The 23,956-nt window shown below is 61.4% G+C and carries 19 protein-coding genes; 4 read left to right on the top strand and 15 right to left on the bottom strand.

Translation table 11 applies throughout. The annotated features are described in order from the left end of the window. Positions 1–3: 3 nt before the first annotated feature. The 6 genes from JNK74_00775 to JNK74_00750 all read right to left on the bottom strand — a co-directional run bounded on the left by JNK74_00775 (position 4) and on the right by JNK74_00750 (position 6,079). A complete protein-coding gene (locus JNK74_00775; GenBank protein ID MBL7644698.1) occupies positions 4–951 on the bottom strand; it encodes a hypothetical protein in 948 nt (315 codons plus the stop codon). A 212-nt stretch (positions 952–1,163) separates the two neighbouring features. Beyond that, entirely contained in the window at positions 1,164–2,042 is an 879-nt protein-coding gene (locus JNK74_00770) for a DUF58 domain-containing protein (protein ID MBL7644697.1), read from the bottom strand. A gap of 28 nt (positions 2,043–2,070) precedes the next feature. Next, positions 2,071–3,060, bottom strand: coding sequence for an AAA family ATPase (locus JNK74_00765; protein ID MBL7644696.1), 990 nt, complete (start codon positions 3,058–3,060; stop codon positions 2,071–2,073). 312 nt (positions 3,061–3,372) lie between these two features. Further along, entirely contained in the window at positions 3,373–3,708 is a 336-nt protein-coding gene (locus JNK74_00760) for a hypothetical protein (GenBank protein MBL7644695.1), read from the bottom strand. Between the two features lie 2 nt (positions 3,709–3,710). After that, positions 3,711–5,723: a serine/threonine protein kinase gene (locus tag JNK74_00755; GenBank protein MBL7644694.1), complete on the bottom strand. Its 2,013-nt coding sequence runs from the start codon at positions 5,721–5,723 to the stop codon at positions 3,711–3,713. An 11-nt stretch (positions 5,724–5,734) separates the two neighbouring features. Then, the gene (locus tag JNK74_00750; GenBank protein MBL7644693.1) at positions 5,735–6,079 is read right to left on the bottom strand and encodes an STAS domain-containing protein; all 345 of its coding nucleotides are present in this window, start codon (positions 6,077–6,079) and stop codon (positions 5,735–5,737) included. 150 nt (positions 6,080–6,229) lie between these two features. Here JNK74_00750 and JNK74_00745 point away from each other — a divergent pair, with 150 nt between their 5' ends. Then, positions 6,230–7,765: an arylsulfatase gene (locus JNK74_00745; GenBank protein ID MBL7644692.1), complete on the top strand. Its 1,536-nt coding sequence runs from the start codon at positions 6,230–6,232 to the stop codon at positions 7,763–7,765. Here JNK74_00745 and JNK74_00740 read toward each other — a convergent pair. The 7 genes from JNK74_00740 to JNK74_00710 form a co-directional block, all read right to left on the bottom strand. Continuing rightward, on the bottom strand, positions 7,753–9,015 hold the full coding sequence (locus JNK74_00740) for an acetylxylan esterase (GenBank protein MBL7644691.1): 1,263 nt from the start codon (positions 9,013–9,015) through the stop codon (positions 7,753–7,755). The genes JNK74_00745 and JNK74_00740 overlap by 13 nt on opposite strands. An 86-nt stretch (positions 9,016–9,101) precedes the next feature. Beyond that, positions 9,102–10,454, bottom strand: a complete 1,353-nt coding sequence (locus tag JNK74_00735) for a right-handed parallel beta-helix repeat-containing protein (protein MBL7644690.1) — start codon at positions 10,452–10,454, stop codon at positions 9,102–9,104. 69 nt (positions 10,455–10,523) lie between these two features. Beyond that, positions 10,524–12,689, bottom strand: coding sequence for a hypothetical protein (locus tag JNK74_00730; GenBank protein ID MBL7644689.1), 2,166 nt, complete (start codon positions 12,687–12,689; stop codon positions 10,524–10,526). 79 nt (positions 12,690–12,768) lie between these two features. Then, positions 12,769–14,901: a serine/threonine protein kinase gene (locus JNK74_00725; protein MBL7644688.1), complete on the bottom strand. Its 2,133-nt coding sequence runs from the start codon at positions 14,899–14,901 to the stop codon at positions 12,769–12,771. Between the two features lie 234 nt (positions 14,902–15,135). After that, positions 15,136–15,897 (bottom strand): succinate dehydrogenase/fumarate reductase iron-sulfur subunit, encoded by a 762-nt coding sequence (locus tag JNK74_00720; protein ID MBL7644687.1) that lies wholly within the window; start codon positions 15,895–15,897, stop codon positions 15,136–15,138. Next, the gene (locus JNK74_00715) at positions 15,897–17,807 is read right to left on the bottom strand and encodes a fumarate reductase/succinate dehydrogenase flavoprotein subunit (GenBank protein ID MBL7644686.1); all 1,911 of its coding nucleotides are present in this window, start codon (positions 17,805–17,807) and stop codon (positions 15,897–15,899) included. Before JNK74_00715 ends, JNK74_00720 begins: the two co-directional genes overlap by 1 nt. A 3-nt stretch (positions 17,808–17,810) precedes the next feature. After that, a complete protein-coding gene (locus tag JNK74_00710) occupies positions 17,811–18,518 on the bottom strand; it encodes a succinate dehydrogenase cytochrome b subunit (protein MBL7644685.1) in 708 nt (235 codons plus the stop codon). Positions 18,519–18,815: 297 nt separating this feature from the next. Between JNK74_00710 and JNK74_00705 the strand changes: the two genes are divergently transcribed. The 3 genes from JNK74_00705 to pepE are packed head-to-tail and all read left to right on the top strand — an operon-like array spanning position 18,816 to position 20,740. Further along, positions 18,816–19,406, top strand: a complete 591-nt coding sequence (locus tag JNK74_00705; GenBank protein ID MBL7644684.1) for a DUF4202 domain-containing protein — start codon at positions 18,816–18,818, stop codon at positions 19,404–19,406. Next, complete coding sequence (udk, locus tag JNK74_00700) at positions 19,399–20,010, top strand: uridine kinase (GenBank protein MBL7644683.1); 612 nt, start codon at positions 19,399–19,401, stop codon at positions 20,008–20,010. Before JNK74_00705 ends, udk begins: the two co-directional genes overlap by 8 nt. Positions 20,011–20,035: 25 nt before the next feature. Further along, the gene (pepE, locus tag JNK74_00695; protein ID MBL7644682.1) at positions 20,036–20,740 is read left to right on the top strand and encodes a dipeptidase PepE; all 705 of its coding nucleotides are present in this window, start codon (positions 20,036–20,038) and stop codon (positions 20,738–20,740) included. Between the two features lie 70 nt (positions 20,741–20,810). Here pepE and JNK74_00690 read toward each other — a convergent pair whose 3' ends face one another. Both JNK74_00690 and asnB read right to left on the bottom strand, forming a co-directional pair. Beyond that, positions 20,811–21,776, bottom strand: a complete 966-nt coding sequence (locus tag JNK74_00690; GenBank protein MBL7644681.1) for a glycosyltransferase family 2 protein — start codon at positions 21,774–21,776, stop codon at positions 20,811–20,813. Between the two features lie 315 nt (positions 21,777–22,091). After that, positions 22,092–23,954: an asparagine synthase (glutamine-hydrolyzing) gene (asnB, locus tag JNK74_00685; protein ID MBL7644680.1), complete on the bottom strand. Its 1,863-nt coding sequence runs from the start codon at positions 23,952–23,954 to the stop codon at positions 22,092–22,094. Positions 23,955–23,956: the final 2 nt, after the last annotated feature.

The following is a 23,956-nucleotide window of genomic DNA, read 5'->3' as shown; positions in this document are numbered from 1 at the left end:
GGCTCAAGCCTCCGCGGCGGCGGCCGCCTGGGCCACCGCTTTCATCGCCGCGCGGTGGGCCGCCTCGGAATCAATAATGAACTTCCGGCAGGACTGGAAGGTATCGCGAATCTCTTCGGAAGTGGGCTCCGCCTTGGCAAACTTAACCAGGTCACAGTGGCGCAGGAAGGCGCGCAGCAGTAGCTGCTCCTGAAGCCCGAGGACGGCGTTGTGCTGGAGTTCGGACAGAAACTCTTCCGTGGTACGCTCGGGAGCACGCAGTTGGAACTGGTCTTCCATGTAGCGTCGCAGGGCGTCCGAAACGCGGATGTAATACTCCTTGTACAGGCCTTTCTCCACGAGCTTTTCCCGTTCAATCGCATCCAGCGCCTCGAGGGCGCGCAGGTGTGGCGGAATCGGGGCCGGTGGAGGCGGGCCCGGCACCACCCGGACGCACCTGTACCAATAGAGCGCGCCAAGGGCCGCCGCGATCAGCAGCACCAGCGCGATGTATAGTGCCCAGGGCCTGGGACTCCGCACCGCCACGGGGCCGACGATATCCATAATACCGGGTTGCGCACTCGGGGCGATCACGGAAGTAACGGTGATGCTCACCGGTTCCGTTTCCGCTGTGGACTTCTCGTCGTCGCCCTCCACTTCCTTCCAGAAGGACACGGACAGGGAAGGGATGGTGTAGGTGCCGTCGAGGAATGGCTCCAGACGATACGTGCGGCTCCGGTGGACCTTGCCGTCGTCACCGAGAACCGGCGGGGCGTCTTCATAACTCGCCGAAGCGAACTCGGAGGGAAGGTCGGGCGCTGGTATCTCCGGACTGGCCGCTTCTGCCTTTTCCTGCTCGGGGTAGATTGGAAATTCCACCGAATACCCGTCATCCGTGGTTGCGGAAAGGGTGAGGGCGAGCGATTCCGCCGTGGAAATGGATTCGGCGGAGGTCTGGAGCGTAAGGGTCATGGGACCGCGTTCGATGGTCCGTTCAACGCCCCTGGGTGTTTCGGGTTTAACTTCCGTCCCACCACCACAGCCCGCAAGGACCGTGAAAGACAAGGCAAGGGCGAAGGTCGCACTCAAACCCGACGCCTTCCCGCCCGTCCAAATGCTTGCGACCCACGTCATCGCGATCCGCATTCCCGGGCCAGCCTGAAGCTTATGTGCAGACGTCCCCCTCATCGCTTCTGGCGCTCCCGTCGCTTGAAGAAACGGATCAGGTCCAGCAGATAATCGTGAGAGGTACCGACCTCGATCAGGTCGATGTCCATGGAACGCAGGTTCTCGCGGAGGCCCTCGGCCCGCGCGCGCCCCGCCGCCGCATACGCGCTGCGAATGGCGGCGCTGCCCGTATCAATCGTCACGGTTGTGCCGGTCTCCGCATCCTGGAGGTCGAGGAGGCCCACATTGGGCAATTCGTATTCGCGGGGGTCGCTCACCGATAGGGCGATGAGGTCGTGGCGACGGCTCAGGATGCGCAGGGTGCGGTCATAGTCCCGGTCGAAAAAGTCGCTGATGAGAAAGACGATGCTGCGGCGGTTGAGGATGCGCGCGGCGAAATCGAGTCCGGCGCGGATATTGGTGCCTTTCTTCTTCGGCTCGAAGGAAAGGAGTTCGCTGATAAGGCGCAGCACGTGGGTGGTGCCTTTGGCGGGTGGAATGAACATTTCCACCTCTTCCGTAAACACCACGAGCCCGACCTTGTCGTTGTTCTTGATGGCGGAGAAGGCCAGCAGCGCGCAGAGCTCCGTGGCCACTTCGTTTTTCATATTCTTCACACTGCCGAAACGCCCCGAAGCGGAGAGGTCCACCAGGAAGAGCAGCGTCAACTCGCGTTCTTCGCGAAAACGCTTCACGTAGGGGTGGCCCGTCCGGGCGGTCACGTTCCAGTCGATGGTGCGGATCTCGTCGCCGGGCTGGTATTCGCGGACTTCGTCGAATTCCATGCCCTGACCCTTGAACACGCTATGGTATTCGCCCGCCAGCACATCATTGACCGCCTTGTTGGTCATGATCTGGATGTAGCGAACTTTTTTTGCGAGTTCTTTGGAGATCATCGTGCGATACCGGGTAGCTCGGGGCCGTTCAGGGCACTTCAACCGTGTCGAGGATCTGTCCGACGAGATCTTCAGAGGTCTTTTCGTCGGCCTCGGCCTCGTACGTGGGAATCACGCGATGACGCAACACGTCCAGCGCGATGCTCTTCACGTCCTGGGGTGTCACGTAGCCCCGGCCCTGCAGCAGCGCGTGGGCGCGGGAGGCCATGGCGAGGAAAATCGTGGCGCGGGGCGAAGCGCCGTAGCGAATGTATTCGCCAATATTGAGCTGGTAGGCGTCGGGGTTGCGGGTGCACTCCACGAGATTTACGATGTACTCTTCGAGCTTCTCGTCCATGTAAATTTCTTCGGCCAGCAGGCGGAGGCGCGCGATGTCATCGGGCGTGAGCACGCCATTCGCCGAGATCTTGGTCGATGCCCTGGACTGGGAACGGAGGATCTGAAGCTCTTCGGCTTTGGTGGGGTAGTTGATCTTCAGCTTGAGCATGAAGCGGTCCACCTGGGCTTCGGGCAGTGGGTAGGTGCCTTCCTGCTCCACGGGGTTCTGGGTGGCCAGCACGAAGAAGGGGTCCGCCAGTTTGTAGCTCGCATCGCCGATGGTGACCTGCTGTTCCTGCATGGCTTCCAGCAGGGCGCTCTGCACCTTGGCGGGGGCGCGGTTGATCTCATCCGCCAGAATCACATTGGCAAAGATGGGTCCTTTACGCGTCACGAAACCGCCATCTTTGGGATTGTAGATGAGCGTGCCGATAAGGTCCGCCGGCAGAAGATCGGGGGTGAACTGAATGCGGTTGAAGCTGCACTGGACAACCTGGGCCAGGGTGGTGACGGAAAGCGTCTTGGCAAGTCCGGGGACGCCCTCGATCAGCACGTGGTTGTTGCACAGCAGCGCCAGAAGCAGGCGGTCGATGAGGTAGTCCTGGCCTACAATGACCTTTTTGATTTCGGACCGCACCTGCTGGAGGAGGGCCGCTTCCTGGCCGACGCGCGCGCTGATCTGATTGACATCCACCGCCATTATATCGGTTCTCCTTGGTTCAAACAGGGGGAATTCAAGCTGATTTGGTAAATTTCCGCAGTGGCACGGGGCTCACCTGGGCAGGAAAAGCAATATACGTGCCAGTTGGCATCCGGCGTAAACGGCTTGTTTCAAAGCAGGTTAGGGGCTTTGAGCGACCACAAAATGCCTCATTTCACCCATTCACTCCCGATATGAGGCACGCCGAAGCCTTACAGTACCCTGTCGCAGGGGGGTGAGGCAAGACGGGGCCAGTTGATTGTGGATGTTGCTGGTGCATGTTGGAGAGCAAGAAGTTCCAAATTGAGCGGATCAGTCTTCCAGCTTTCGCCGATACTCGCTGGCATACTTCTCGCGCATTCGAATTTTCTCGGTCTCCCGGTCGTACACGGCCACGGCCAGGGCCCAGGCGCGGTCCTGCATGGTATCCTGCTCCATGGCCTGCTGGTAGGCCATTTCGCCAATATCCAGGATGTAGAGCGCGGAGAGCAGCTTCTCCGGCTTGTTGCGCAGCAGGTCCAGGATCCGCTCGGAAAGCGCCTCAAGGAGCAGTTGACGGTTGGCGTCGAAAGGCGAAATGCCGCCCAGCTCGACCTGCCAGTTTTCCCGCAGCGCGCTGCAAGCGGATTGTATAAGCGATGTGTCCATGCTCAGGCGCCTCGCTTCCCGTGCTGTGTTTCCCGCATCCAGAACCAGTAATCGTCCCGCTCCAGGTGCTTTTCCAAGCGGCTGGGATATCCGAGGAAGGTGGCGAATCGGGCGTAGGCGGCGGCCGTTTCAGGTTCGATTTCCTGGTCCAGGGTGGCGAGCTCGCCCAGCGTGAAGGATAGCCAGGCCATGTCGGGCGCAAAATCCGGATAGCCGCTGATGTCGGGCCAGATGGCGTTTCGGGCGACTTCGAGCGGGAGCGTGTCCATCTCGGGCACGAGTGCGTCGAGCACCATTTCGAGGGTCAGGTGATCGTCCGGTCGGCTCCAGCCCACCACATCATCGTAGCCGATACTCTCAATTTTCCGGCCGATCTCTTGCAGGATCGCGTCCTGCATGGTGTGCAGCAATACCCGCAATTCTTCGCGCCGGTCACTGGCGCGGAGCACTTCGGCGCGCAAGAGGCGCGTGCGGAACGAGTCGGGAAACTCCTGCAGGATGGCGAGGGCCTCGTCAAATCGCTCATTTCCGATGGCGACACGGATGACGGGTTCGAGCACCTGATCGAGCGATCCGGGCGCCTGGCGGAGGTAGGCCTGGAGAACCACATCGGCGCGGGCATGGTGCCCCTGCTTGATCCAGAGCTCGGTAAGTCGGCGAACCGCCTCGTAGCCCGCGGCATGATCCTTGAGGGCGAAGGCCTTGCTTAGCTGATGCTCTTCTTCCTGGGGATCGTCAACGCAATGGAAGTAGGAGGCCAGGGCCAGGTGAAAGGCGTAGGGGCTCTGCTCCTGACCTTCGCGCAGTTTGCGCATGTGGATGGCCTGGTCGTAGCCTTCAAGGAGCGTGATGGAGCGAAGTTGCGCCGCGATCTCGGCCGGCGAGGGCCGGTTGAATTCGGACGACCGGGGCATGATGTCGAGAGCGTCCATGATGCTGAGCACGGCCACGCAAAGGTCTTCGTAGCTCTCCCAGCGATCGCGCGGGTGTTTGGCGAGGCAACGGCGGACGAGGGCGTCGACGGCGGTCGGGAAGGTGGGTCCCAGGAGCTCGCGCAGGGATTCGGGCGTTTCGTTGAGGTGCATCCGCTTCATTTCGAGAAGGCGGCCGGCGGACCCGTCGCTCTGGACGATAAAGGGTGGAAGCCCGGTGAGACACTCGAACAGACAGCAGCCAAGGGCATAGATATCCGCGCGAAAATCGACTTCGTTGGTCCGGGCAAACTGCTCGGGCGCCATGTAGGCCGGAGTACCGAAGATGGAGCCCACTCGGGTTATGTTTCCGGAGAAATCTTCAAAAACCTCCGACCGGGCCCATTGTTCCAGGCTGTCCTCCTCCATGCCCCGGGTGCGCACCAGCCCGAAGTCCGTTATCTTGATGGTGCCGTCGGGAGTGAGGAGAAGATTCTCCGGCTTGACGTCGCGATGAACCAGGCCGGGCACGGCGCGGGTGGCGTGGAGCATGCCAAGGCAGAACTGGTAGGCGACATCCAGGGTCTCCACAATCGTGAGCGGCCCGTGGTTCAATCGCTGGGAGAGGGAATGGATGCCCTTTTCATCGGAGGGCACCCACTCCATGAAGAGGCAGGGCGCCGCCTCGATAATTTCCAGTTTGCGCGCGCATACGATATTCGGATGGGAACCCACGAGCATCCAGGTGCGCGCTTCGCGCACGAAGCGCTGGAGCAGGTGAAGCTCGGTGCGAAAACGACGCTGCAGCGTCTTGACCGCACTGCGGTTGCCATGATCGTCTTCGACGATGAAAACGATGCCCATGCCGCTGGCCCCTTTCCCGCCGCGGATCTCCTTGATCTCGTAGCGGTCATCCAGCCGGTAGCCGATGTACCAGGCCTCGCTTATCTCTTCCAGGGGCGGTCCGCCCGCGATCAAGGTCGAGGCCTGGGCCATGGCCCCCTTCAGCACCTGGGTCTTCTGATCGTGCGCCACGACAGAATCGAGCAGGTCGGGCCGGGAATGGGGCGGCGGACCCTTGCTGAAGTTTTCGTCTTCGTCCATGATGCGCCCGGCTAGTTGCCGCCTTCAAATTCACGGCGTGCGGAATCGAGACTGTCGTGCACGTCAAACATGACGGAAAAATTGCTGACTTCGAATACTTCGGCCACGAAAGGGCTCAGATTGCAGAGCTTGAGGACGCGTTGCTGGTTTTTCATGGCCTTCATGAGCATGAGCAGGACGCGCAGGCCGCTGCTGCTGACATACTCCACACCGTCCATATCCACGATAAGCCCCTGGCTCTCGTTGTTGAGGATACCGGTGAAGGCCCGCTCCACCTCGGCCGTGGCCAACTCGTCCAGCCGCCCGAGCAGCGAGAGAATTGTGGCCCCGGCGGTACTCTGTTGGGAAATCTGCATGGCGTGTCGTCGTCCCGTGGAATTGCTGCATCTCGCTGGACAGTGTAGCGGATTCCACGTCGCGCGGGCCAGTTTCGACGGCTTGAATGTCCCGCAGGCCATACCGCACCATGGACGGCAGGAGAACCGCAGCCAATCGGGAGAGAATCCATGTCCTTGAGACCACACTCCGGCGTAACCCGACGGGCCTTCCTGCAGGCGGGTACCGCGTGCGCGGCCTTGTCCCTGTCCGCGTCGGCATTTACCCTCCCCGCAACGGGAGCCGCGAGCCGGCCCAACATCTTGTTTATCATGGCGGACCAGCACCGGGGGGACTGCGTGGGCGCCGACGGCAATTCGGTCATTCATACGCCGAATCTGGACCGGTTGGCCCGGGAGGGGGCCCGGTTCCGTTGCGCCTATTCCTCTACACCCACCTGCACACCGGCGCGGGCCGCACTGCTCACGGGGATGGCGCCCTGGAACCACGGGATGCTGGGCTACTCAAGAGTGCCGGCCCGCTATCCCGTGGAAATGCCTCAACTCTTGCGCGACGCGGGCTACTACACGCTGGGTGTAGGGAAGATGCACTGGTCGCCACAACGCGGAGGGCACGGTTTTCACCGGCTCGTGCTCGACGAGGCCACCCGGGTCGAGACTCCGGATTTCCTGAGCGATTACCAAGCGTGGTTTGCGTCTGTCGCACCCCATCTGGATTCCGGCGCGACGGGTATCGGGCCGAACTCATACCGGGCCGCGCCTTACGCCCTGCCCGAAGAGCTGCACCCCACCCACTGGACGGGCTCCGTGGCGAATCGCTTCCTGGAAAGCTATGACCAGCCCGAACCCTTCTTCATGAAGGTATCGTTTGTCCGCCCCCACTCCCCTTATGATCCACCAAAGCGCTGGATGGATTACTACGCCCACAAAGCGCTGCCCGCGCCCCATCTGGGTGAGTGGAGTAGAGGCAATCGAGAACGGGATACCGACAAGGACACGCTTTGGCGCGGCGACCTCGGCGCCGAGCCAGTTCGCCTGTCACGCCAGGGTTACTATGGCTCCGTCTCTTTCGTGGACGAGCAGGTTGGGCGAATGCTGGACACGCTGGAGCGGCGGGGAATGCTCGAAAATACGCTGATTCTCTATACCTCCGACCACGGCGACATGACGGGGGATCACCACCTCTGGCGCAAAGGCTACGCCTATGAGCCATCGGCGCGCATCCCCATGATGATTCGGTGGCCGGAGGGCATGGTCGCAACTGAGCGCGGCCAGGTATATCGCGCCCCCGTCGAGATTCGGGACATCCTCCCCACCTTCATTGACGCGGCGGGAACAACTGCGCCCCAGCCGCTCGACGGTCGGAGCATGCTGGACGTGATTCGGGGTGCGGATGACTGGCGGACGGTGATCGATCTGGAGCACGACATCTGCTACAGCCCGGACAATCACTGGAGCGCCCTGACCGACGGGAGCACGAAGTACATATTCCATGCACGCACGGGAGAGGAGCAGCTTTTTGACCTCGACACCGATCCAGGCGAGACCAAGGATCTGGCGCGGGACCCGGCGCACTGGGAAAAACTCAGTCTGTGGCGCAGGCGCCTCATCGCCCACCTGGAACCGCGGGGCGAAGCCTGGGTAAAGGACGGCCGGCTTGCGCTGCGACCGGATTCAATCGTTCACTCGCCCAATTACCCGGGCTGAGCCACGGCCATCAGATTCGATGAAACGATACAACCGCGATCATCGATGAGATTGATGTAGTACCACGTGCAACCCTCGGGCAAACTGGCCGTGGCCGTCTTGGTCGCGGGGTCGAGTCTGGCCTCGGCGGCCTCAAATTGCTGCACGAGGTCGAGGTGCTTTTTTTTGACACTTTGCACGTATTCGAGCGCCGCGGTGAGGTAGTAGAGGGTTGCGGAGGCGACAGGCTGTTCGCCTTCGTAGTGGAGAACTACGGTGCTGCCTTCCGCCGCTTCGGGTTGCTTTGTTATCCGCGTGAGGGGGGCGCCTGTGCCTTTCAGCAGGTGATCGGCCAGGGCGTATATTTCCGGCACCCGATCTGGCTCCCAACTCACGCCGTGGCCATGGGGCATTTTCGGGTGGATGGAGAGGATGGATTCGGGGCCGGCGCTGACGTGGGAACGGCTCAGGGTGTCGACGGAAAAGTGGGGATCGTTGTCGCCGTTGACCCAGAGCATGGGCATGGGGGCATCGGTGAAGTAACGGGCGGGGTCCCAGTATTTTCGAAGTTCCAGGGAGGCTTCGTCGTCCGCGCCCATCCGATTGAAGTAGCCTTTGGAATCGTAGAGATAACCACAGCCGTAGACCGGAGCCGTGAATACGAAGCGATCGTCCAGGCCGCCGACTAGACTTGAGAGCACACCGCCCCAACTGATGCCCGTGAGGCCGATGCGCTCCGGGTCCACCTCGGGCAGCGTGCGCAGCAATGAGTTCGCCAGCATGATGTCGGCTACCGCATGATACATCCACTGTTCTGTGCGCGGTTTGGCCTCATCGTCAAACATGCCCGTGCGGACGGGGCCGCTGAAGGCATGGCGCGGGCGATTGGGAAAGTCGTTCAGTGGAATTTGACCTTCAAGATCCATGGCGATGGCGGCGTAGCCTTTGTCGTACCAGATCTTCGCCCACTCGTGGAAGGCGGTGCCGCCGCCGCCATGGACGAGGACCATGCCAGGAATCTTCTGGCCCGCTGGAGCCTCGGGCACAGCAAGGTAGGCGAAGGCCCGCGTGGGATGGCCACCATAGGGCAAGGCGTCGTAAAAGACGGCTTTGATGGGCCCTTGATCCATTTCGGGTGCGGGGTAGTATGGCGGAGCGGTCAGTACGGTATCACCGAGGGCCGCACGGAGATCAGCGCGAGCGGCTGCGGGATCGGCGGAAACGCCCGCCGTAAAGCCAAGGGCAAGAAAAAGAAAAACAGAAAATCGCATGGGAGCTCTCTCCGAGGTTTGAAAAATCGGCCGGATCCGCCCGATCTGATCGGTCCGATCCGCCTGATCGGTCCGATTGTTCCGCCTCAGGCCTTCCTCAGATCGTTCACGGGCGTGGCGAAACCTTCGATGACATTGTCCACCAGCTCCATGGCGCCCGCGTCCGGTCCGAATTGGATACCAATCCGCTGCGCGGGCCCTCGAGTCTCTTTGATAGTATTGCGAATAAGACTATTATTCGCCGTGACGCCAAGCACGTCCACAGCCACGCCCGCATCGCCTCCCGAATCGGTGATACGGTTGTTTTCGAATCGGTTGCCCTTGGCGGTAAAGCCCTCGCCGCGCTCGGGCCGGAAATGGAGGCCGTTCACGGGACTGGCGACAATGTCGTTGTTGATAACGAGGTTTTCGTCGTCATGGTGGCCGATGGAGACGCCATAGTTGCATCGCGTGATGGTGTTGGCTTCGGCGAGGCCGTATTTCACCCCCCAGCAGAAGAATATGCCGTAGGTCGAATCGCTCACGCGATTGTTGACCATGCGCGGCCGCTGCGAGCCGGACCCCGGGTGTATGCCCAGGTCGGCATTGTTGATCAGCTCGCAGTTCTCCACGACCACATCGTGACAGATCTGAAAGCTGATGGCGTCGCCGTTGTAGTCACGCACATGCAGGCCGGTCAGGGTAATGTTGCTGCAATCCTGAAACCAGAGGGCGCCCGCGTAGTTGCCGTTGATGTTCGCGTTGTTGGCCCGATTGCCGTCCAGCGCGATATTCTCCACGGCGAAGTGGGTCTGCTCTTCCGCCGTGATCATAGGGAAGCGGGCGGTCACCGTGGGGGCCGAGGCGGTCCAGAAATTGGCGCGGAGGGCCTTGTCCAGCTTGAAGCGGTTGCCACTCCGGGCAACGAGGGTGCGCCGAAGTACATCCAAACCGCCCGTGTCGGCATTCTTCGTTTCCAGGATGATGCCATCGCCGATCTGAAATCCATCGGGATTGACAAGCGTGATTTCCTGGTCATACCAGTCCGAGTCGTCGGCCAGGGTGGTTTCCTGGCTTTCTTTCTTGAAGAGCAACGCGTCCGTCCCGCTGCCGAGTAGACGGACGCCTTTGCGCAGAAAGATGGAATTGCGCAGGGTGTAGGTGCCCGGCAGCACGTGCACGGTGCCGCCGCCGAGTCGCACCACGTAGTCCACGGCGGCCTGGATGGCGCGGTCCGTGGTCCCGGCGATATCGGCCTTGTCCGGCCCGACGGTAATGGTCAGGCGTTCGTCCCAGTTCGGCTCGGAAACGGCATCGCCCGAGGTGGCACGAGGCAGGCGGACCTGGGGCATGGGGGCGGCCTGGCCGGAACGGGCCGTGACGGTTACACCGACCGCCAGACCAGCGGCGGCCTGCAGCATCTGCCTTCGATTGAGCTTATAAACGTTGGAGAGATTCATGTGCAATTCCTTGTGATCCTGCCGATACCGTGCTGTGCGTCCACGGCCAAGGTGGACAGACGCGGGGCGCTATCGCCTGTCCACGACCGGCGATTGGAGTACATCATACGCATTCCCGTTTACAATGTCGCGCACAAGAGAGAAGCGCGGCGGAGTACCGTCGAGGGCCCAGAGCTCCGTGCCCAGACCATCGAGATCGGCGGCAAAATAAATCTTGCCCTGATGCTCGGTCGGAGACAGGAGTCCGCCACTCTGGAAAGGGGCATCCACAATATCGCTTACCATGACGGTGCCCACCGCCGTGCCATCGGTGCGCCACAACTCCCTGCCGTGGACGCCGTTGTCCGCTTGGAAATAGAGAAAGTCCTTCCAGACGAAGAACTTGTCCGGCGAGCTGGACGCTTCGCCCTCGGCGATGCCTTTCAGCAGCTTGGGTTGTCCGCCCGCCTCGAGGGTCCAGAGTTCCTCGCCCTGAATTGGCTCGAAGGCGCTGAAGAGGAGTCGGCCCTTGAAAACGATGAGATTGCCGGGTCTCGCGTCACCATCGGGATGGATGTCTTTTACAATAGAGGTGCCTTCCGCGCTTCCGTCGGAACGCCACAACTCCACACCGTTTATCCCGTCGTCCGCAGTGAAATAGAGCAATGTGCCGAGGGAGACGAGGTTCTCCGGATTGCTGCCGGGGATGTCGGGAAAAATATCCTTGACCATCCGCGTCCCGTCTTTGGTCCCGTCCGTGCGCCAGAGTTCCGTTCCATGTGCGATATCGTTGGCAGTGAAAAAAAGTATATTTCCGGCCGAAGTGAAGTGGTCGGGGTAGGAGGATGGATTTACGCTGAAATCCGTGTTGATATCGGCAAGCAGAACCATTTCCTTATTCAGTAGATTTGAGATCCACAACTCACGTCCATAAACCGGGCTGGTTGCCACGGTGACCACGCGCCCCTTGAACTCGACGGTGTAGTAGGGAAACGAGCTTTCAGGCCCAGGGTTGAAATCCGCAAAGATCTCGGGCGCCGACCGGAAGTTTCGAACGCACCAGAGTTCTTCGCCGGTGTCGGGGTGGAGCGCGCTGAAGAACAGGGATTCCCCGGATCCACAAAGCTCGTAGGGCTCGGATCCGGAAATGCCGCTGTAGATGTCCATGGGCGGCTCGAAAAGGTCCGTCTCCGCGACGTAGCGCCAGAGTTCCTTTCCGATTCCGTCCCCGACGGCCACAAGATACTGAGCACCCCTCACGTCAAACATACTCGACGGACTGGAGGTTCCCGAACCCGGAATCAAATCGGCGCGAAGCTGCGTACCCTCGGGGGTGCCATCCGTTACCCACAGTTCCCGGCCAGCATCGGGACTGGTTGCCGCAAATACGACGCTTGGCCGACCTGTGGGACTCATGAAACGCGAGCAATCACTGATTCCAGAGGACTCGGGCCCCGGATAAATGTCCTTTAGCAGGGTGGTGGTTTCTGGCGTGCCTCCGGATATCCAGAGTTCGTGGCCAATTTCTCCATATTCGGCGGCGAAAATAAAGCGCTGCTCATCCAGAGGAAACATTACCCCGGGTGGAACCGAGAATTGCCTGACACAATAGGTCCCCTCCGGAGTCCCATCCGTTCGCCACAACCCGGGTTCGGCATACTGTCGGGCGCTCACATAGTGTATTCCACCAAGTATGCAGCCGGTATAGTGATTCAACAGGAGGGGATAGTCATTTTCGATCGCCTTCAGCACGCGGGTACCTTCCACGCTACCGTCCGTAGACCACAGTTGGCTGGTCCCCTCGGAATCGCCCACCGTGAAGAAAAGTCGGTCGGCCTGTCCGCGTATGATAACACTGAGCCCCGACTCTCCGGTGGGGGAGCCGAAGGCGCGAACCAGCTCCGTGCCCTGGGCGGTACCGTCCGTGCGCCAGAGATCACCGGGGCGATTCTCGTCGGCCACCCGAAAGTACAGCCGTTCCTTGAATACGAACAGATTGTCAATGGTTGCCCCCTCCGGCCCAGGGGTGATGTCGAAAACCATTTCCGGATTCCCGGAAGCATTGACCCGCCACAATTCGCGCCCGCGGATTCCATCATCCGCTGAGAAGTAGACGTAATCGCCGAAAACGCACAGATTCTCCGGGTTTGACGACGGGGGCTGGTACTGATTCTGGGCGGTGGAACTCAGGTGGGCGCCCCATAGAAGAAGCGGAATAAGCAGGAATCGCGCACCCGGGGTGGATCGCATCATCATCAGTAACTCCTTGTAGCCTTCGACTCACCGACTGGGTTGGAGCCGGATCGCGCACCAAAGCGCTGGTACCGGGACGGAATCATCGCTCAAATTCCAGAAGCGCGCCATGTTCAAGCTCTTCATGCTCCGCCCCCCCCCAGTCCACGACGGTTCTGCGGCTGCCATCCGGGGCGCTCGCGGTAATCTGAGCGTTAATCCGCCAGCGTTTTCCGGCCTTAATGCGCGCCGAATCCTCCAGGAGTTGGAGGGGGATGCGCAGCTCAACCTGAGCTTCGCCATCCTCAATGGTCATGGCCCCTTCCCAATCGCAGGCCCATGGCTGTTCCCGAGCATTCACGAGATAGCGGGTGTTCTCTACTCCCCCTTCGCCGAGACTCCCATAGAAACGCCCGGACAGGGCGGGGGACAGCTCCAGTGCGGGCAGCAAGCCCAGTTCAAATCGGGTAGCCGGGCCACACCCTTTGGCGCGCGCGCCCAGATAGAGGGCGTCGCTGTCCCACCGAATCATGAGCGGATCCGCGCCTTGGGATGACTGGGCGGCGAGCTCGCCAACCCGTCCCCGCGCGTTGAATTGCGTTGTCCACAGCGGTTCGAGAAGCTTGCCGTCGAGCGTGAGCGCCTGATCCGTGTAGGGCACCGTCGCCCGGCCATTGGCGAAGGCGGGAAATCTGGCTTCCAGCTCCACAGCCCAGGGCAAGGTTCGCGGCAGGAGCTCCCGGTAGAGCAGGGCCTGCAGCGCAATGTTGGATTCCAGTTCCTTCAAGAAGGCCGCCTTGTCATAGGGGCTGTCCTTCGATCGGCCGACCAGACTGATTTCCTCTGGAACGTTGTCGTGGGAACGCGTACGATCGACGGAGAGCGAGAACCTGCCGACCTCGGGTTCCCAGACCATATGGCCCATAAGGGTGCCATGACGGGAAGTCGAGTTGTGCGAGGACAGACAGGCACCCCAGGAACCCTTGAGCGTATGGCGCCCGCCGTCGCCCCTGGGACCGACGTCGATGGCCCACAGTTCCAGCGGTAAGAATCCGGTGATGCGTGCGGGTTGTCCGCTGCTGTCGCACTCAACCATCCAGGAACCGGTTCCGACATCGTCCGTATTGATGGCGGTGATGTCAAAGAACCTGTAGGGCCCTTGGCGTACGGCCTGTGAATGGATGGAGGAATCCGGTGCGTCTGGCGCCACGGGGGGCGGGGGCTCCGGAAGTGTGCGGTAGTACGCGACCACACCAAAGGAGGTGGCGGCCAATGCGCCCGCGGCGGCGAGCAACTTCCACCGTCTGGAAAGGCCGGAACCGTTCCGGGGCCGATTCGCAGTCATCTTCCTCGGAGGCAGCGTGATCGTGGTCGCGATGTCGCTCTCTTTCAGCTCCCGATACTCGGGCGTACTCCGCAGACATTCCATCGCACTGGTGGCTGTGATTTCGGACGCCCCATCCCGGCAGGCGGCCAAGAGGACGTCCACAAGCCGGGCGAACTCGGGAGAGATATTTGCGTTGCCCTCGTCCAGGCGCGGCAGGGTTTCCACAAGCTGCTTTCGCATTACCGCAATGGGGTTGTCCCCCTTGAACGCTGGCTTGCCCGAGATCAATTCGTGGAGGACGACACCGAAAGAGTATAGGTCCCAGAAGGGCTCCGGGTTACCCCCCTCCCATGCCTGAATCGGCATGTAGCGCGGCGTGCCCATATAGAAGCCCGAGGAGCTGACGCCCTGTATAGTGGCTTCCATGTGGTTGGCGTAGGCCGTCGCCAGCCCGAAATCTGTAATTTTTGCCTGGCCCACGCTATTGAGCAGGATATTGCTGGGCTTGATATCGCGGTGGACCACGCCGATCTGGTGGCATGCCGCGAGGCCGCCGAGCACGTCCCGTGCGATCCCGGCGGCGAGGTGGGGTGTGACGGCGCCCAGTTGATCGAGGGAAGCGCCCTCCACGAATTCCATATCGATGGCGACGACATCGCCGGCCCGCTCCAGTCCGTGAACGCACACGATATTGGGGTGGTGAAGGGTGGAAACGCTGCACGCCTCTTCCTGGAAGCGTTCCACAAAGGCGCTATCGCGATTCAGGTAGTCATAGAGCACCTTGAGGGCAACCTGCCGCCGCAACTGGCGGTCTTCGGCCAGATACACGACGCCCATGCCCCCCCGGCCCAGTTCCCGGATCACCTGGTACTTCTCAGACGTTATCGAAGACCCATTGCCACTGCTCATTACCGGCTTCCGTCGCACACTCGGAAAGTCCCTGGGAGTGGCTTAGCCTGATGGCTACCCTCCCACTACGGCCTCTGCATGTCCGCTATTATGCCAGACATCCCCCGATGTCGTATACAACGGTGTTCGAGCGGCGCCAGCCGAAATTTCGGCGCCCGCCGCACTCCCCCATACGGCAAAACGAGCGCCAGCCGGAGGGCTGGCGCTCGTGAGGAATTGGATGGAATTTTCGGCTTAGTCCCGCGTGGCGAGGGCCCGCATGTATTCACGGTTCATGATGGTGATGTTCTCCACCTTGATCTCTTTCGGGCAGGCGGCCTCGCACTCATAGTGCTTGGAGCAACTGCCGAAACCCTCGCGGTCCATCTGCTCGACCATGGCGATGACGCGTCGGCGACGCTCGGGGCCGCCCTGGGGCAGCTTGGCAAGCTGAGTCACCTTGGCCGCGGTGAAGAGGCTCGCGGAGGCATTGGGGCATGCGGCAACGCAAGCGCCGCAGCCAATGCAGGAGGCGGCATCCATGGCGGCGTCGGCCTTGTCCTTAGGCACAGGAATGGCGTGGGCATCGGGTGCCTGGCCGGTTTTCACCGAGACATAGCCCCCCGCCTGGATGATCCGGTCGAAGGCGCTGCGGTCCACGGCGAGATCCTTGATGACGGGGAAGGCCGCGGAGCGCCAGGGTTCCACCACGATGATGTCGCCGTCGTGGAACTTGCGCATATGCAACTGGCACAGGGTGGTGGCGGACTGGGGCCCGTGGGCCACGCCGTTCACCACGGCGCCACACATGCCGCAAATGCCTTCGCGGCAGTCGTGATCGAAGACGATCGGCTCTTTGTCATCCTTTTCCAGGCCCGTATTCACGATATCGAGCATCTCCAGAAAGGAGGCGTCCGTGGAAACGTTCTTGACGCTATAGGAGGCGAAGGAGCCCCGGGCGTTCTTGTCCGCCTGGCGCCATACTTTCAACGTGATGTTGATGGTCTTGCCGGACATTACTTGTAACTCCTCTGGGTCAGATGCACTTCTTCGAAGGTGAGGGGTTCTTTGTGCAGCGCGGGCTCTTTATCCACGCCGTTGAATTCCCAGGCACCCACATAGCAGAACTCGTCGTCCTTGCGCTGCGCTTCGCCTTCCTCGGTCTGGCTTTCCTCGCGGAAGTGGCCGCCGCAGGATTCGCTGCGGTGGAGCGCGTCGCGCACCATCAGCTCGCCGAATTCCAGGAAGTCAGCCACGCGCCCGGCGCGCTCCAGCACCTGATTGAAAGTGCCGGGCGATCCGGTGACGTTGACATTCGACCAGAACTCGTCGCGCAGTTTGGGAATCTGTACGAGGGCCTCTTTGAGACCGGCTTCGTTGCGGGCCATGCCGCACTTGTCCCACATGATCAGGCCGAGTTCGCGGTGGAATTCGTCCACCGTCTTCTTGCCCTTGGAATTCACCAGGGTGTTGATCCGCGCCGTGACTTCCTCCTCCACCTTCTTCACCTCGGGGTGATCGGTCGTCACTTTGGCTGGGCCGGCCTTCGCCAGGAAATCGCCCAGGGTGTATGGAATGACGAAGTAACCGTCGGCCAGGCCCTGCATCAGCGCGCTGGCGCCGAGGCGGTTCGCGCCATGGTCGGAGAAGTTGGCTTCGCCGAGCACGTGGAGGCCGTTCAGGTTGCTCATGAGGTTGTAGTCCACCCAGAGGCCGCCCATGGTGTAGTGAACCGCCGGGTATATCATCATGGGCACCTGGTAGGGATTGTCGTCCACGATGCGCTCGTACATGTCAAAAAGGTTGCCGTACTTCTCGCGGATGACATGCTCGCCATCGCGCTCAATCGCGTCGCGGAAGTCGAGGTAGACCGCCATGCCGGTGGAACCGACACCGAAGCCTTTATCGCACCATTCCTTCGCATTGCGGGAGGCCACGTCGCGGGGAACCAGGTTGCCGAAGCTCGGGTATTTCTCTTCCAGGTAGTAGTTGCGATCTTCCTCGGGAATGTCCGCTGCGCGGCGGGTATCGCCCGCCTTGCGCGGCACCCAGATGCGGCCGTCGTTGCGCAGGCTCTCGCTCATGAGAGTGAGCTTGGACTGGAAGTCGCCGTGGACCGGAATGCAGGTGGGGTGGATCTGGGTGTAGCAGGGATTGGCGAAGAAAGCGCCGCGCCGGTGCGCGCGCCAGGCCGCCGTCACGTTGCTGCCCATGGCGTTGGTGGACAGGTAGAACACGTTACCGTATCCGCCCGTCGCCAGGAGCACCGCATCGGCCGTGTAACTCTCGATCTGGCCGTTGATGAGGTTGCGGACCACAATCCCGACCGCCCGGCCATCGACCACGATGAGGTCGAGCATTTCCCGGCGGGTGTACATGTCCACGTTGCCGTTGACGGTTTCCTTCATCAGCGCGCTGTAGGCGCCGAGCAGGAGCTGCTGGCCGGTTTGGCCGCGGGCGTAAAAGGTGCGGGACACCTGAGCGCCGCCGAAGGAGCGGTTATCAAGGTAGCCGCCATATTCCCGGGCGAAGGGAACACCCTGGGCCACGCACTGGTCGATGATGTTCAGGCTGACCTCGGCCAGACGGTGTACGTTGGCCTCGCGGGAGCGATAGTCGCCGCCCTTCACCGTATCGTAGAAGAGGCGGTGCACGCTGTCACCATCATTGGGGTAGTTCTTGGCGGCGTTGATGCCGCCCTGGGCCGCGATGCTGTGGGCGCGGCGTGGGCTGTCCTGGAAGCAAAAGGCCTTGACTTTATAGCCCATCTCGGAGAGGGAGGCGGCGGCGGAAGCGCCGGCCAGGCCGGTCCCCACGACGATCACACTGTATTTACGCTTGTTCGCGGGGTTGACCAGCTTCATGTTGAACTTGTGGCGGGTCCACTTCTCCGCCATGGGACCTTCGGGAATTTTTGCGTCGAGCATGGCTCAGACTCCTATCACATGGGCGCGGAAGAGCACGAAAAGGGGAATGGATGAGAAACCCAGCGCCACGATCAGGCCGATGGCCTTGGCTGCGAGTTCCGCCCGGTCCGTGCTCTTGTCGGCCAGGAAGCCCAGAGTAACCACCACGCTCGAAATCGCGTGGCTCAGGTGGAGCCCCACGGCGCACACCGCGATGATGTAGAACAGGGAGCGCACGGGGTTGGCAAACGAGTTGAATACGACCCCGTAGAGCCCCATGCTGTCTTCGCTCATACCGTCCACAAAGGAGCGGGCGCCTTCGCGATCGCCGGTGATGGTGAAGTCATAGACGTGGAAGAGAACGAAGCAGAGGATGGCGATGCCGCTGAGGGCCATAAGGCGGGTTGCCACCGTCTTGCGGCCGGCGGACTTCTCCACCTCGTAGCGCTGGCCGCCCCGGGCCGCCGCATTGGCGCGGGCGAGGGAGATGGCCATGCTGATGTGGGCAGTGAACATGACAATCAGGCCGAGTCGCGCGATCCAGACGAGCTCGCCCAGGCTGTGGAGCTTCTCCGCGTAATCGTTGAAGGCACCCGGCCCGAGCAGGATGAGCAAGTTGCCCATCAGGTGCATGAGAATGAACGCGACCAGTAGAACGCCGGTCACGCCGACAATGAGTTCCTTGCCGACGGTGGTCGAAAACCGGCTGCCGGAAATGGATGTGGTGCTCATAAGCGCGGCAAACCTCCTTGTGCTAGTCCGCCTTTGCGCTGCTCCTGGCCTTGAGGAGGCCCCGTGTACTGCGGCAACCCCGCCGCGGAAGCGGCCAAGGGCCCAGCGAATTTCGAACGCCGCACATGGTACCTGATGGAGCGCGCGCCATTCCAGAATTCCGCGAAATTCAGCGCACTTTCCACCGATTCAGCATGCTATGCGGGCGGCCCGAACGGACAACTTTCTTCCCTTTCGGGCAGGCCGGGGGATACAATCCCGTAGCCGTCAATCCAACCCAAAAGGGATTCCGCCACAATGACCCAGGACGAACTGGAGAAGATACTGGAGGCCATCGATCAAGCCAACCGCCAGGATCCCAACAGCGATATCGAAGCGGGCGAGTACCTGCCTCGGGAATTGCTTTACGGGCGCCGAATGAGCCAGTGGCTCGCGCGCCTCCGACCGGATGCGGACGCCGCGTTGCAAATTGCCGCGCGTGCCCAGCACATCCGGCGCTGGGAGCACCCGCGGGAAGAATATCCCATGGACCGCAAGGGCTACCTGGCCTGGCGTCGGGGACTTTACACGTTTCACGCGGAGCAGGTCGGCGCTATCATGGCAACGGCCGGCGTCGACGCTGCCATGATCGAGCGGGTCTCGTTTCTGTTGCACAAGAAACAACTGCACGACGACGCCGATACGCAGGCGCTGGAAGACGCGGCCTGCCTCGTTTTTCTGGAGCACCATATTGGCGATTTTTCCGCGAAGACAGATCGCGAGAAGATGATCGGCATCATCCGAAAGACCTGGCGGAAGATGTCGGATCGGGGTCACGAGTTCGCGCTGAAGCTGGACTATGCCCCTGAGGTATCCGCACTCCTCGGCGAGGCCCTGGCAAATGGCTGACGCACCGCGCATTGTGGGCATTGCGGGCGGGAGTGGCTCGGGAAAGACTACGGTCACCGCCGCGCTGATGGAGCGCCTGGGCCCGCTGGCGACGCTGCTCCAGCAGGACTGGTACTATCGCGATCAGTCCGCATTGTCGCCCGAGGAACGCGCGGCGCTCAACTACGACCATCCAGACGCGCAGGAGACAGATTTGCTGGTGACCCATCTGGAAACACTACGCGCAGGCCTGCCTGTGGAAGCGCCCCAGTACGACTTCGCCACCCATACGCGCCGTCCGGACACCGTGCTCGTTGCACCCTGCTCCTGGCTCGTGGTGGAGGGGATCAATGCACTGGCCCACGAGGGATTACGCGCGCGGTGCGATCTGACGGTCTATGTGGACGCCCCGGCCGACATTCGATTCATCCGGCGGCTCCGCCGCGACGTGGCCGAACGAGGGCGGACTGCAGAAAGCGTGATTGCCCAGTACCTCGCCCAGGTGCGACCCATGCATGAGCTTTACGTGGAGCCCTGCAAAAACGTGGCCGATCTGGTGTTGTCCGGCGAAGCGCCGGTGGAGAAGTCGGTGGAGCTCATTTTAGCGCGGCTGGAGTTGAAATGAATGCTGCATCAACAGGATCTCCCTCATGTCCCTCCTTCTCTTCAGCAATTCCACCATGGCGGGCGAACCCTACCTCGCCTGGACTCGGCCCTGGCTCGACCCTTTCCTTGAGGGCGTCGAGAATATTGTCTTCATCCCCTATGCCGCCGTGGACATCTCCTATGATGACTACACGGCCCGCGTGAACACGGGACTGGGCATGGAGCGCATCGTCGGAATTCACACGGCGCCTGAAAAAGCTGCGGCGATTTCCAATGCGGACTGCATCGTCGTGGGGGGCGGCAACACCTTCTCTCTGCTGTGTCGTTGCCAGGAAGAGGGACTGCTTGATGCGATTCGCGCGGCGGTCGCGGCGGGCGCAAAATATGTCGGCTGGAGTGCCGGGGCCAATCTGGCCTGCCCCACCATCAAGACGACCAACGACATGCCCATCGAGTCCCCGAGGGGACTGGAGGCTTTGGGACTGATCCCCTTTCAAATCAATCCGCATTTTATTGCGGAAGCGCCTCAAGGCCATGCCGGCGAGTCCCGCGTGCAACGGATCAAAGAATTCCTGATTCGCAACCCTGAGCTCCCCGTGCTGGGTATGCCGGAAGGCTCACTGCTATCGGTCGAGGAACGTAAGTTCACGTTGGAAGGCAAAGCGGCGATGTGGTTTCAACAGGAGAAAGAGGCCCTGCGCCTTGCCCCAGGCCCGTTGAATGTCCACCTTAGTAGTGGCGCTCACTAGTGGAATTCACAGTGATTGCAGGTATCCGTTGGAAACATACGACTCATACGACTCATACGGCCCATTCCCCCTACTTCCCCTTGCGCGCGCGGTGCTCCTGATACTCGCGCTCGCGCATGCGCCAGCGGAGATCTTCGAGCAGTTGCCGGTTCACGCCGATTAGCTCCGCCAGGAATCCAGCCACGACCAGCACGAAGCTGCCCGAAAACATGACCGCCGCCGCGATAAGCGACTGAATATTGCCGCCACCGTGTCCAGTGACGTGAAGCCAGACATAGCGCAGACTCGGGACCAGCGCCAGCACAAACAGAATCATCCCCGGAATCACAAAGAACCGAAAGGGGCGGTAGGTCATAAAGATGCGGATCGTCGTCACGATGGACTTGCCAATGTAATGCGCCGGACTCCTCATCAGTCGCGAGGGGCGCAGATCACGATTGGTACGAATCGGCACCGAGGTGATGGCCATGTTCTTTCGCCCGGCCTGTATTACGGTCTCCAGCGTGTAGGTATAGCTGTCGAAGACGTTCAGGCCCATGGCCACGTCGCGCGTCATGGCGCGAAAGCCGCTCGGCGCGTCGGGAATGTCCGTGCCACTCGCCACGCGCACAACCCATGACCCGAGTCGTTGCAACACCTTCTTCGTGACGGAGAAATGCTGAATAGTGTCGATGGGGCGCGCGCCCACCACGAATTCCGCCGTGCCTTCCAGTATGGGCAACACCAGCACGGGGATGTCCGTCGCGTTGTATTGGTTGTCGGCGTCGGTATTGACGATCACGTCGGCCCCCGCCTTGATGGCATAGTCCAGCCCCGCCGTGAAAGCCCTCGCCAGCCCGCGATGGACGCTCAAGCGCAGGATATGGTCGACCCCATGGTCGCGCGCGACCTGCACCGTGTCGTCGGTCGATCCATCGTCGATAACGAGCCACTCCACCACGTCGAATCCAGGGACCTCCCGTGGGAGCTCCTGAAGCGTGACGGGCAGGGCGCATTCTTCGTTGTAGCACGGTATCTGGATGATCAGTTTGTTCATGCTTTTCGCCTGATGGATCGGGGTTACGCCAATAGTACACCACGGAGCACCGGAAGTCATTTTCCTGGAGTTCTTGTCCTTTTGCGGCCTATGCAAAGATGCCTTCCCACAGATTTTCACAGATCAGCACAGACAGGAGGAAGAATAGTCGCAACAAAACAACCCGTTTGTGGTATACGGTTGAGGAGAGTATTCAAGGCGGAAGTTTGCCAGGCAAGAGGCCACGGAGTATCTCTGTTTTATCTGTGCGGATCTGTGTAGATCTGTGGGAAACTCTTTGCTCGCGGCCAAAGACGGCGTCAACCCTTCGCTGATTCAGTCCATATAGGCCCGGCGCCATTCTTCAAACACAATCAGCGACCACAAGCGCCAAGTGTGATCCCGCCAACCGCGCCGATGCTCCTCCATCAATTTTGCCACCGCCGCGGGCGCGAAACAGCCGCGCTGCTTCAAGCAAGCCTCCGACAGATGGTCCTCCAGTATCGGGCGCAATGCGTCGTTGAGCCAGGCACCCATGGGGGGATTCAAGCCGAGCTTTGGCCGCGTTATCACCCCGTCGGGCACGCGGCCTTTGAGGTGCTCGCGCAGCAGCACCTTCGTTGTACCTCCGTCGACTTTGAAACGTACAGGCATCGACAGAAATGTAGATGCAAGCACGGGATCGGCCAGGGGAACACGCAACTCCAAGCCGTGAGCCATGCTCATGCGGTCACCATAGCGCAGCACGTTGTTCGGCAAGAAAGTGTTCAGATCGAGGTACATGGCCTGATTCACCGGGCCGAGCGAGGCCGACTCCGTCGCCAGCGCGCGAAGATGCGCCAGGGGATCGCGCCCGGCGAGTTGCCGCCGCAATTCGGGCGCATAAAGCCCGTCGAGCGATGCCCGGTCATGATAGACGGTCCACGCCGCATATCGCGCAACGGGATCGCGGCCCTGCGCCGTCACGAAGCCCTGGAGACGTCGAATACTCGCGGGACTACTTGTGCCCGATGGGAATAGACTCATTAATGCGGCGCTGCCCCGCCAGATCGCGCGCGGCGCCCAAGCCAGTCGATCCGACAACGCAATGCCCTGATAGCGTCGATAGCCGCCGAAGACCTCGTCGCCGCCGTCGCCGGACAGCACCACGGTAACGTACTTCCGCACTTCTTCGGCGAGTACATACGTGAGCAGCGCGGTCGGATTGCCGAAGGGTTCGTCGAAGTGACGCACCATCGCAGGTAGCAGCGCGGCGACATCGGCCTCGGCGCGCAGCTCGCGATGGGTCGAACCAAAGTGCCGCGCCGACGCTCGCGCCGCCTGTGTCTCGTCCAGCCGCCCGCCCTCCGCGCCGAAGCCGATAGAAAATGTCTGGGGAGAAGTCGTGCGCGCGAGTTGCGCCACAATGCAGGCGGAATCCAGTCCGCCGCTGAGCAGCGCGCCGACGGGCACGTCGGCCTCCGCATAGTGCGGCATGTGGGTTTCCAGGTGCGATCCCAATCGCTCCAGCCAAGCGGCTTCGTCGGCCTCGGGCATGCTCATGGGCCAGTGCCAGTAGCGCCGCTCCCGCCACTCGCCCGAACGCCACGTGGCGCAATGGCCCGCCGGAAGCTGACAAATATCGCGATAAATCGTTCGAGGTGGCACGGTGTAAAGAAAGGTGAGGTAGTCCTCCAGCCCCTCCGAATCCATCTCCCGGGAAACTTCGGGGCAGCACAGGATGGACTTCATTTCCGATGCAAAATAGAGACCGTTCTGGACTCGGGCGTAATAAAGAGGCTTCACCCCCAGGGGATCCCGGGCCAGCAGCAATCGCTCTTCGGCCTGGTCCCACAGGGCAAAGGCAAACATGCCCTGAAGCCGCCGCAGCGCGGCCTCGCCCCAGTGAATCAGGGCGGCCAGCACCACTTCCGTGTCACACTGGGTATGGAACAGGTATCCCTCCGCGCGCAGCGCCTCGCGCAGTGCGCGGTAGTTGTAGATCTCGCCATTGTAGACCAGCGTGTAACGCCCCGTGGCGTCGTGCATGGGTTGGGCGCCGCCCTCGCGATCCAGCACCACCAGGCGACGATGGCCCAGTGCGATGCCCGCGCCCACGTGAAACCCCTCGCCATCGGGGCCTCGATGCGCAAGAAACCGGGTCATGCGCTCGATCAGAGCGGGGCTCTGATTTCCAGCGATGCCAGCGATGCCACACATGG

The organism is Candidatus Hydrogenedentota bacterium, assembly GCA_016791475.1.
Lineage (GTDB): Bacteria > Hydrogenedentota > Hydrogenedentia > Hydrogenedentales > JAEUWI01 > JAEUWI01.
The sequence above is the reverse complement of the archived record's forward strand: the minus strand, read 5'-3'. Positions and strand labels throughout refer to the sequence as shown.

Excerpts from the sequence above, each read along its gene's own strand:
- asnB (MBL7644680.1), bottom strand. The coding sequence starts at position 23,954 with ATGTGTGGCATCGCTGGCATCGCTGGAAATCAGAGCCCCGCTCTGATC.
- JNK74_00770 (MBL7644697.1), bottom strand. The coding sequence starts at position 2,042 with ATGATCTCCAAAGAACTCGCAAAAAAAGTTCGCTACATCCAGATCATG.
- JNK74_00745 (MBL7644692.1), top strand. The coding sequence starts at position 6,230 with ATGTCCTTGAGACCACACTCCGGCGTAACCCGACGGGCCTTCCTGCAG.
- JNK74_00690 (MBL7644681.1), bottom strand. The coding sequence starts at position 21,776 with ATGAACAAACTGATCATCCAGATACCGTGCTACAACGAAGAATGCGCC.
- pepE (MBL7644682.1), top strand. The coding sequence starts at position 20,036 with ATGTCCCTCCTTCTCTTCAGCAATTCCACCATGGCGGGCGAACCCTAC.
- JNK74_00705 (MBL7644684.1), top strand. The coding sequence starts at position 18,816 with ATGACCCAGGACGAACTGGAGAAGATACTGGAGGCCATCGATCAAGCC.
- JNK74_00720 (MBL7644687.1), bottom strand. The coding sequence starts at position 15,897 with ATGTCCGGCAAGACCATCAACATCACGTTGAAAGTATGGCGCCAGGCG.
- JNK74_00735 (MBL7644690.1), bottom strand. The coding sequence starts at position 10,454 with ATGAATCTCTCCAACGTTTATAAGCTCAATCGAAGGCAGATGCTGCAG.
- JNK74_00760 (MBL7644695.1), bottom strand. The coding sequence starts at position 3,708 with ATGGACACATCGCTTATACAATCCGCTTGCAGCGCGCTGCGGGAAAAC.
- JNK74_00725 (MBL7644688.1), bottom strand. The coding sequence starts at position 14,901 with ATGAGCAGTGGCAATGGGTCTTCGATAACGTCTGAGAAGTACCAGGTG.
- JNK74_00750 (MBL7644693.1), bottom strand. The coding sequence starts at position 6,079 with ATGCAGATTTCCCAACAGAGTACCGCCGGGGCCACAATTCTCTCGCTG.
- JNK74_00740 (MBL7644691.1), bottom strand. The coding sequence starts at position 9,015 with ATGCGATTTTCTGTTTTTCTTTTTCTTGCCCTTGGCTTTACGGCGGGC.
- JNK74_00730 (MBL7644689.1), bottom strand. The coding sequence starts at position 12,689 with ATGATGATGCGATCCACCCCGGGTGCGCGATTCCTGCTTATTCCGCTT.
- JNK74_00715 (MBL7644686.1), bottom strand. The coding sequence starts at position 17,807 with ATGCTCGACGCAAAAATTCCCGAAGGTCCCATGGCGGAGAAGTGGACC.
- udk (MBL7644683.1), top strand. The coding sequence starts at position 19,399 with ATGGCTGACGCACCGCGCATTGTGGGCATTGCGGGCGGGAGTGGCTCG.
- JNK74_00765 (MBL7644696.1), bottom strand. The coding sequence starts at position 3,060 with ATGGCGGTGGATGTCAATCAGATCAGCGCGCGCGTCGGCCAGGAAGCG.
- JNK74_00755 (MBL7644694.1), bottom strand. The coding sequence starts at position 5,723 with ATGGACGAAGACGAAAACTTCAGCAAGGGTCCGCCGCCCCATTCCCGG.
- JNK74_00775 (MBL7644698.1), bottom strand. The coding sequence starts at position 951 with ATGACCCTTACGCTCCAGACCTCCGCCGAATCCATTTCCACGGCGGAA.
- JNK74_00710 (MBL7644685.1), bottom strand. The coding sequence starts at position 18,518 with ATGAGCACCACATCCATTTCCGGCAGCCGGTTTTCGACCACCGTCGGC.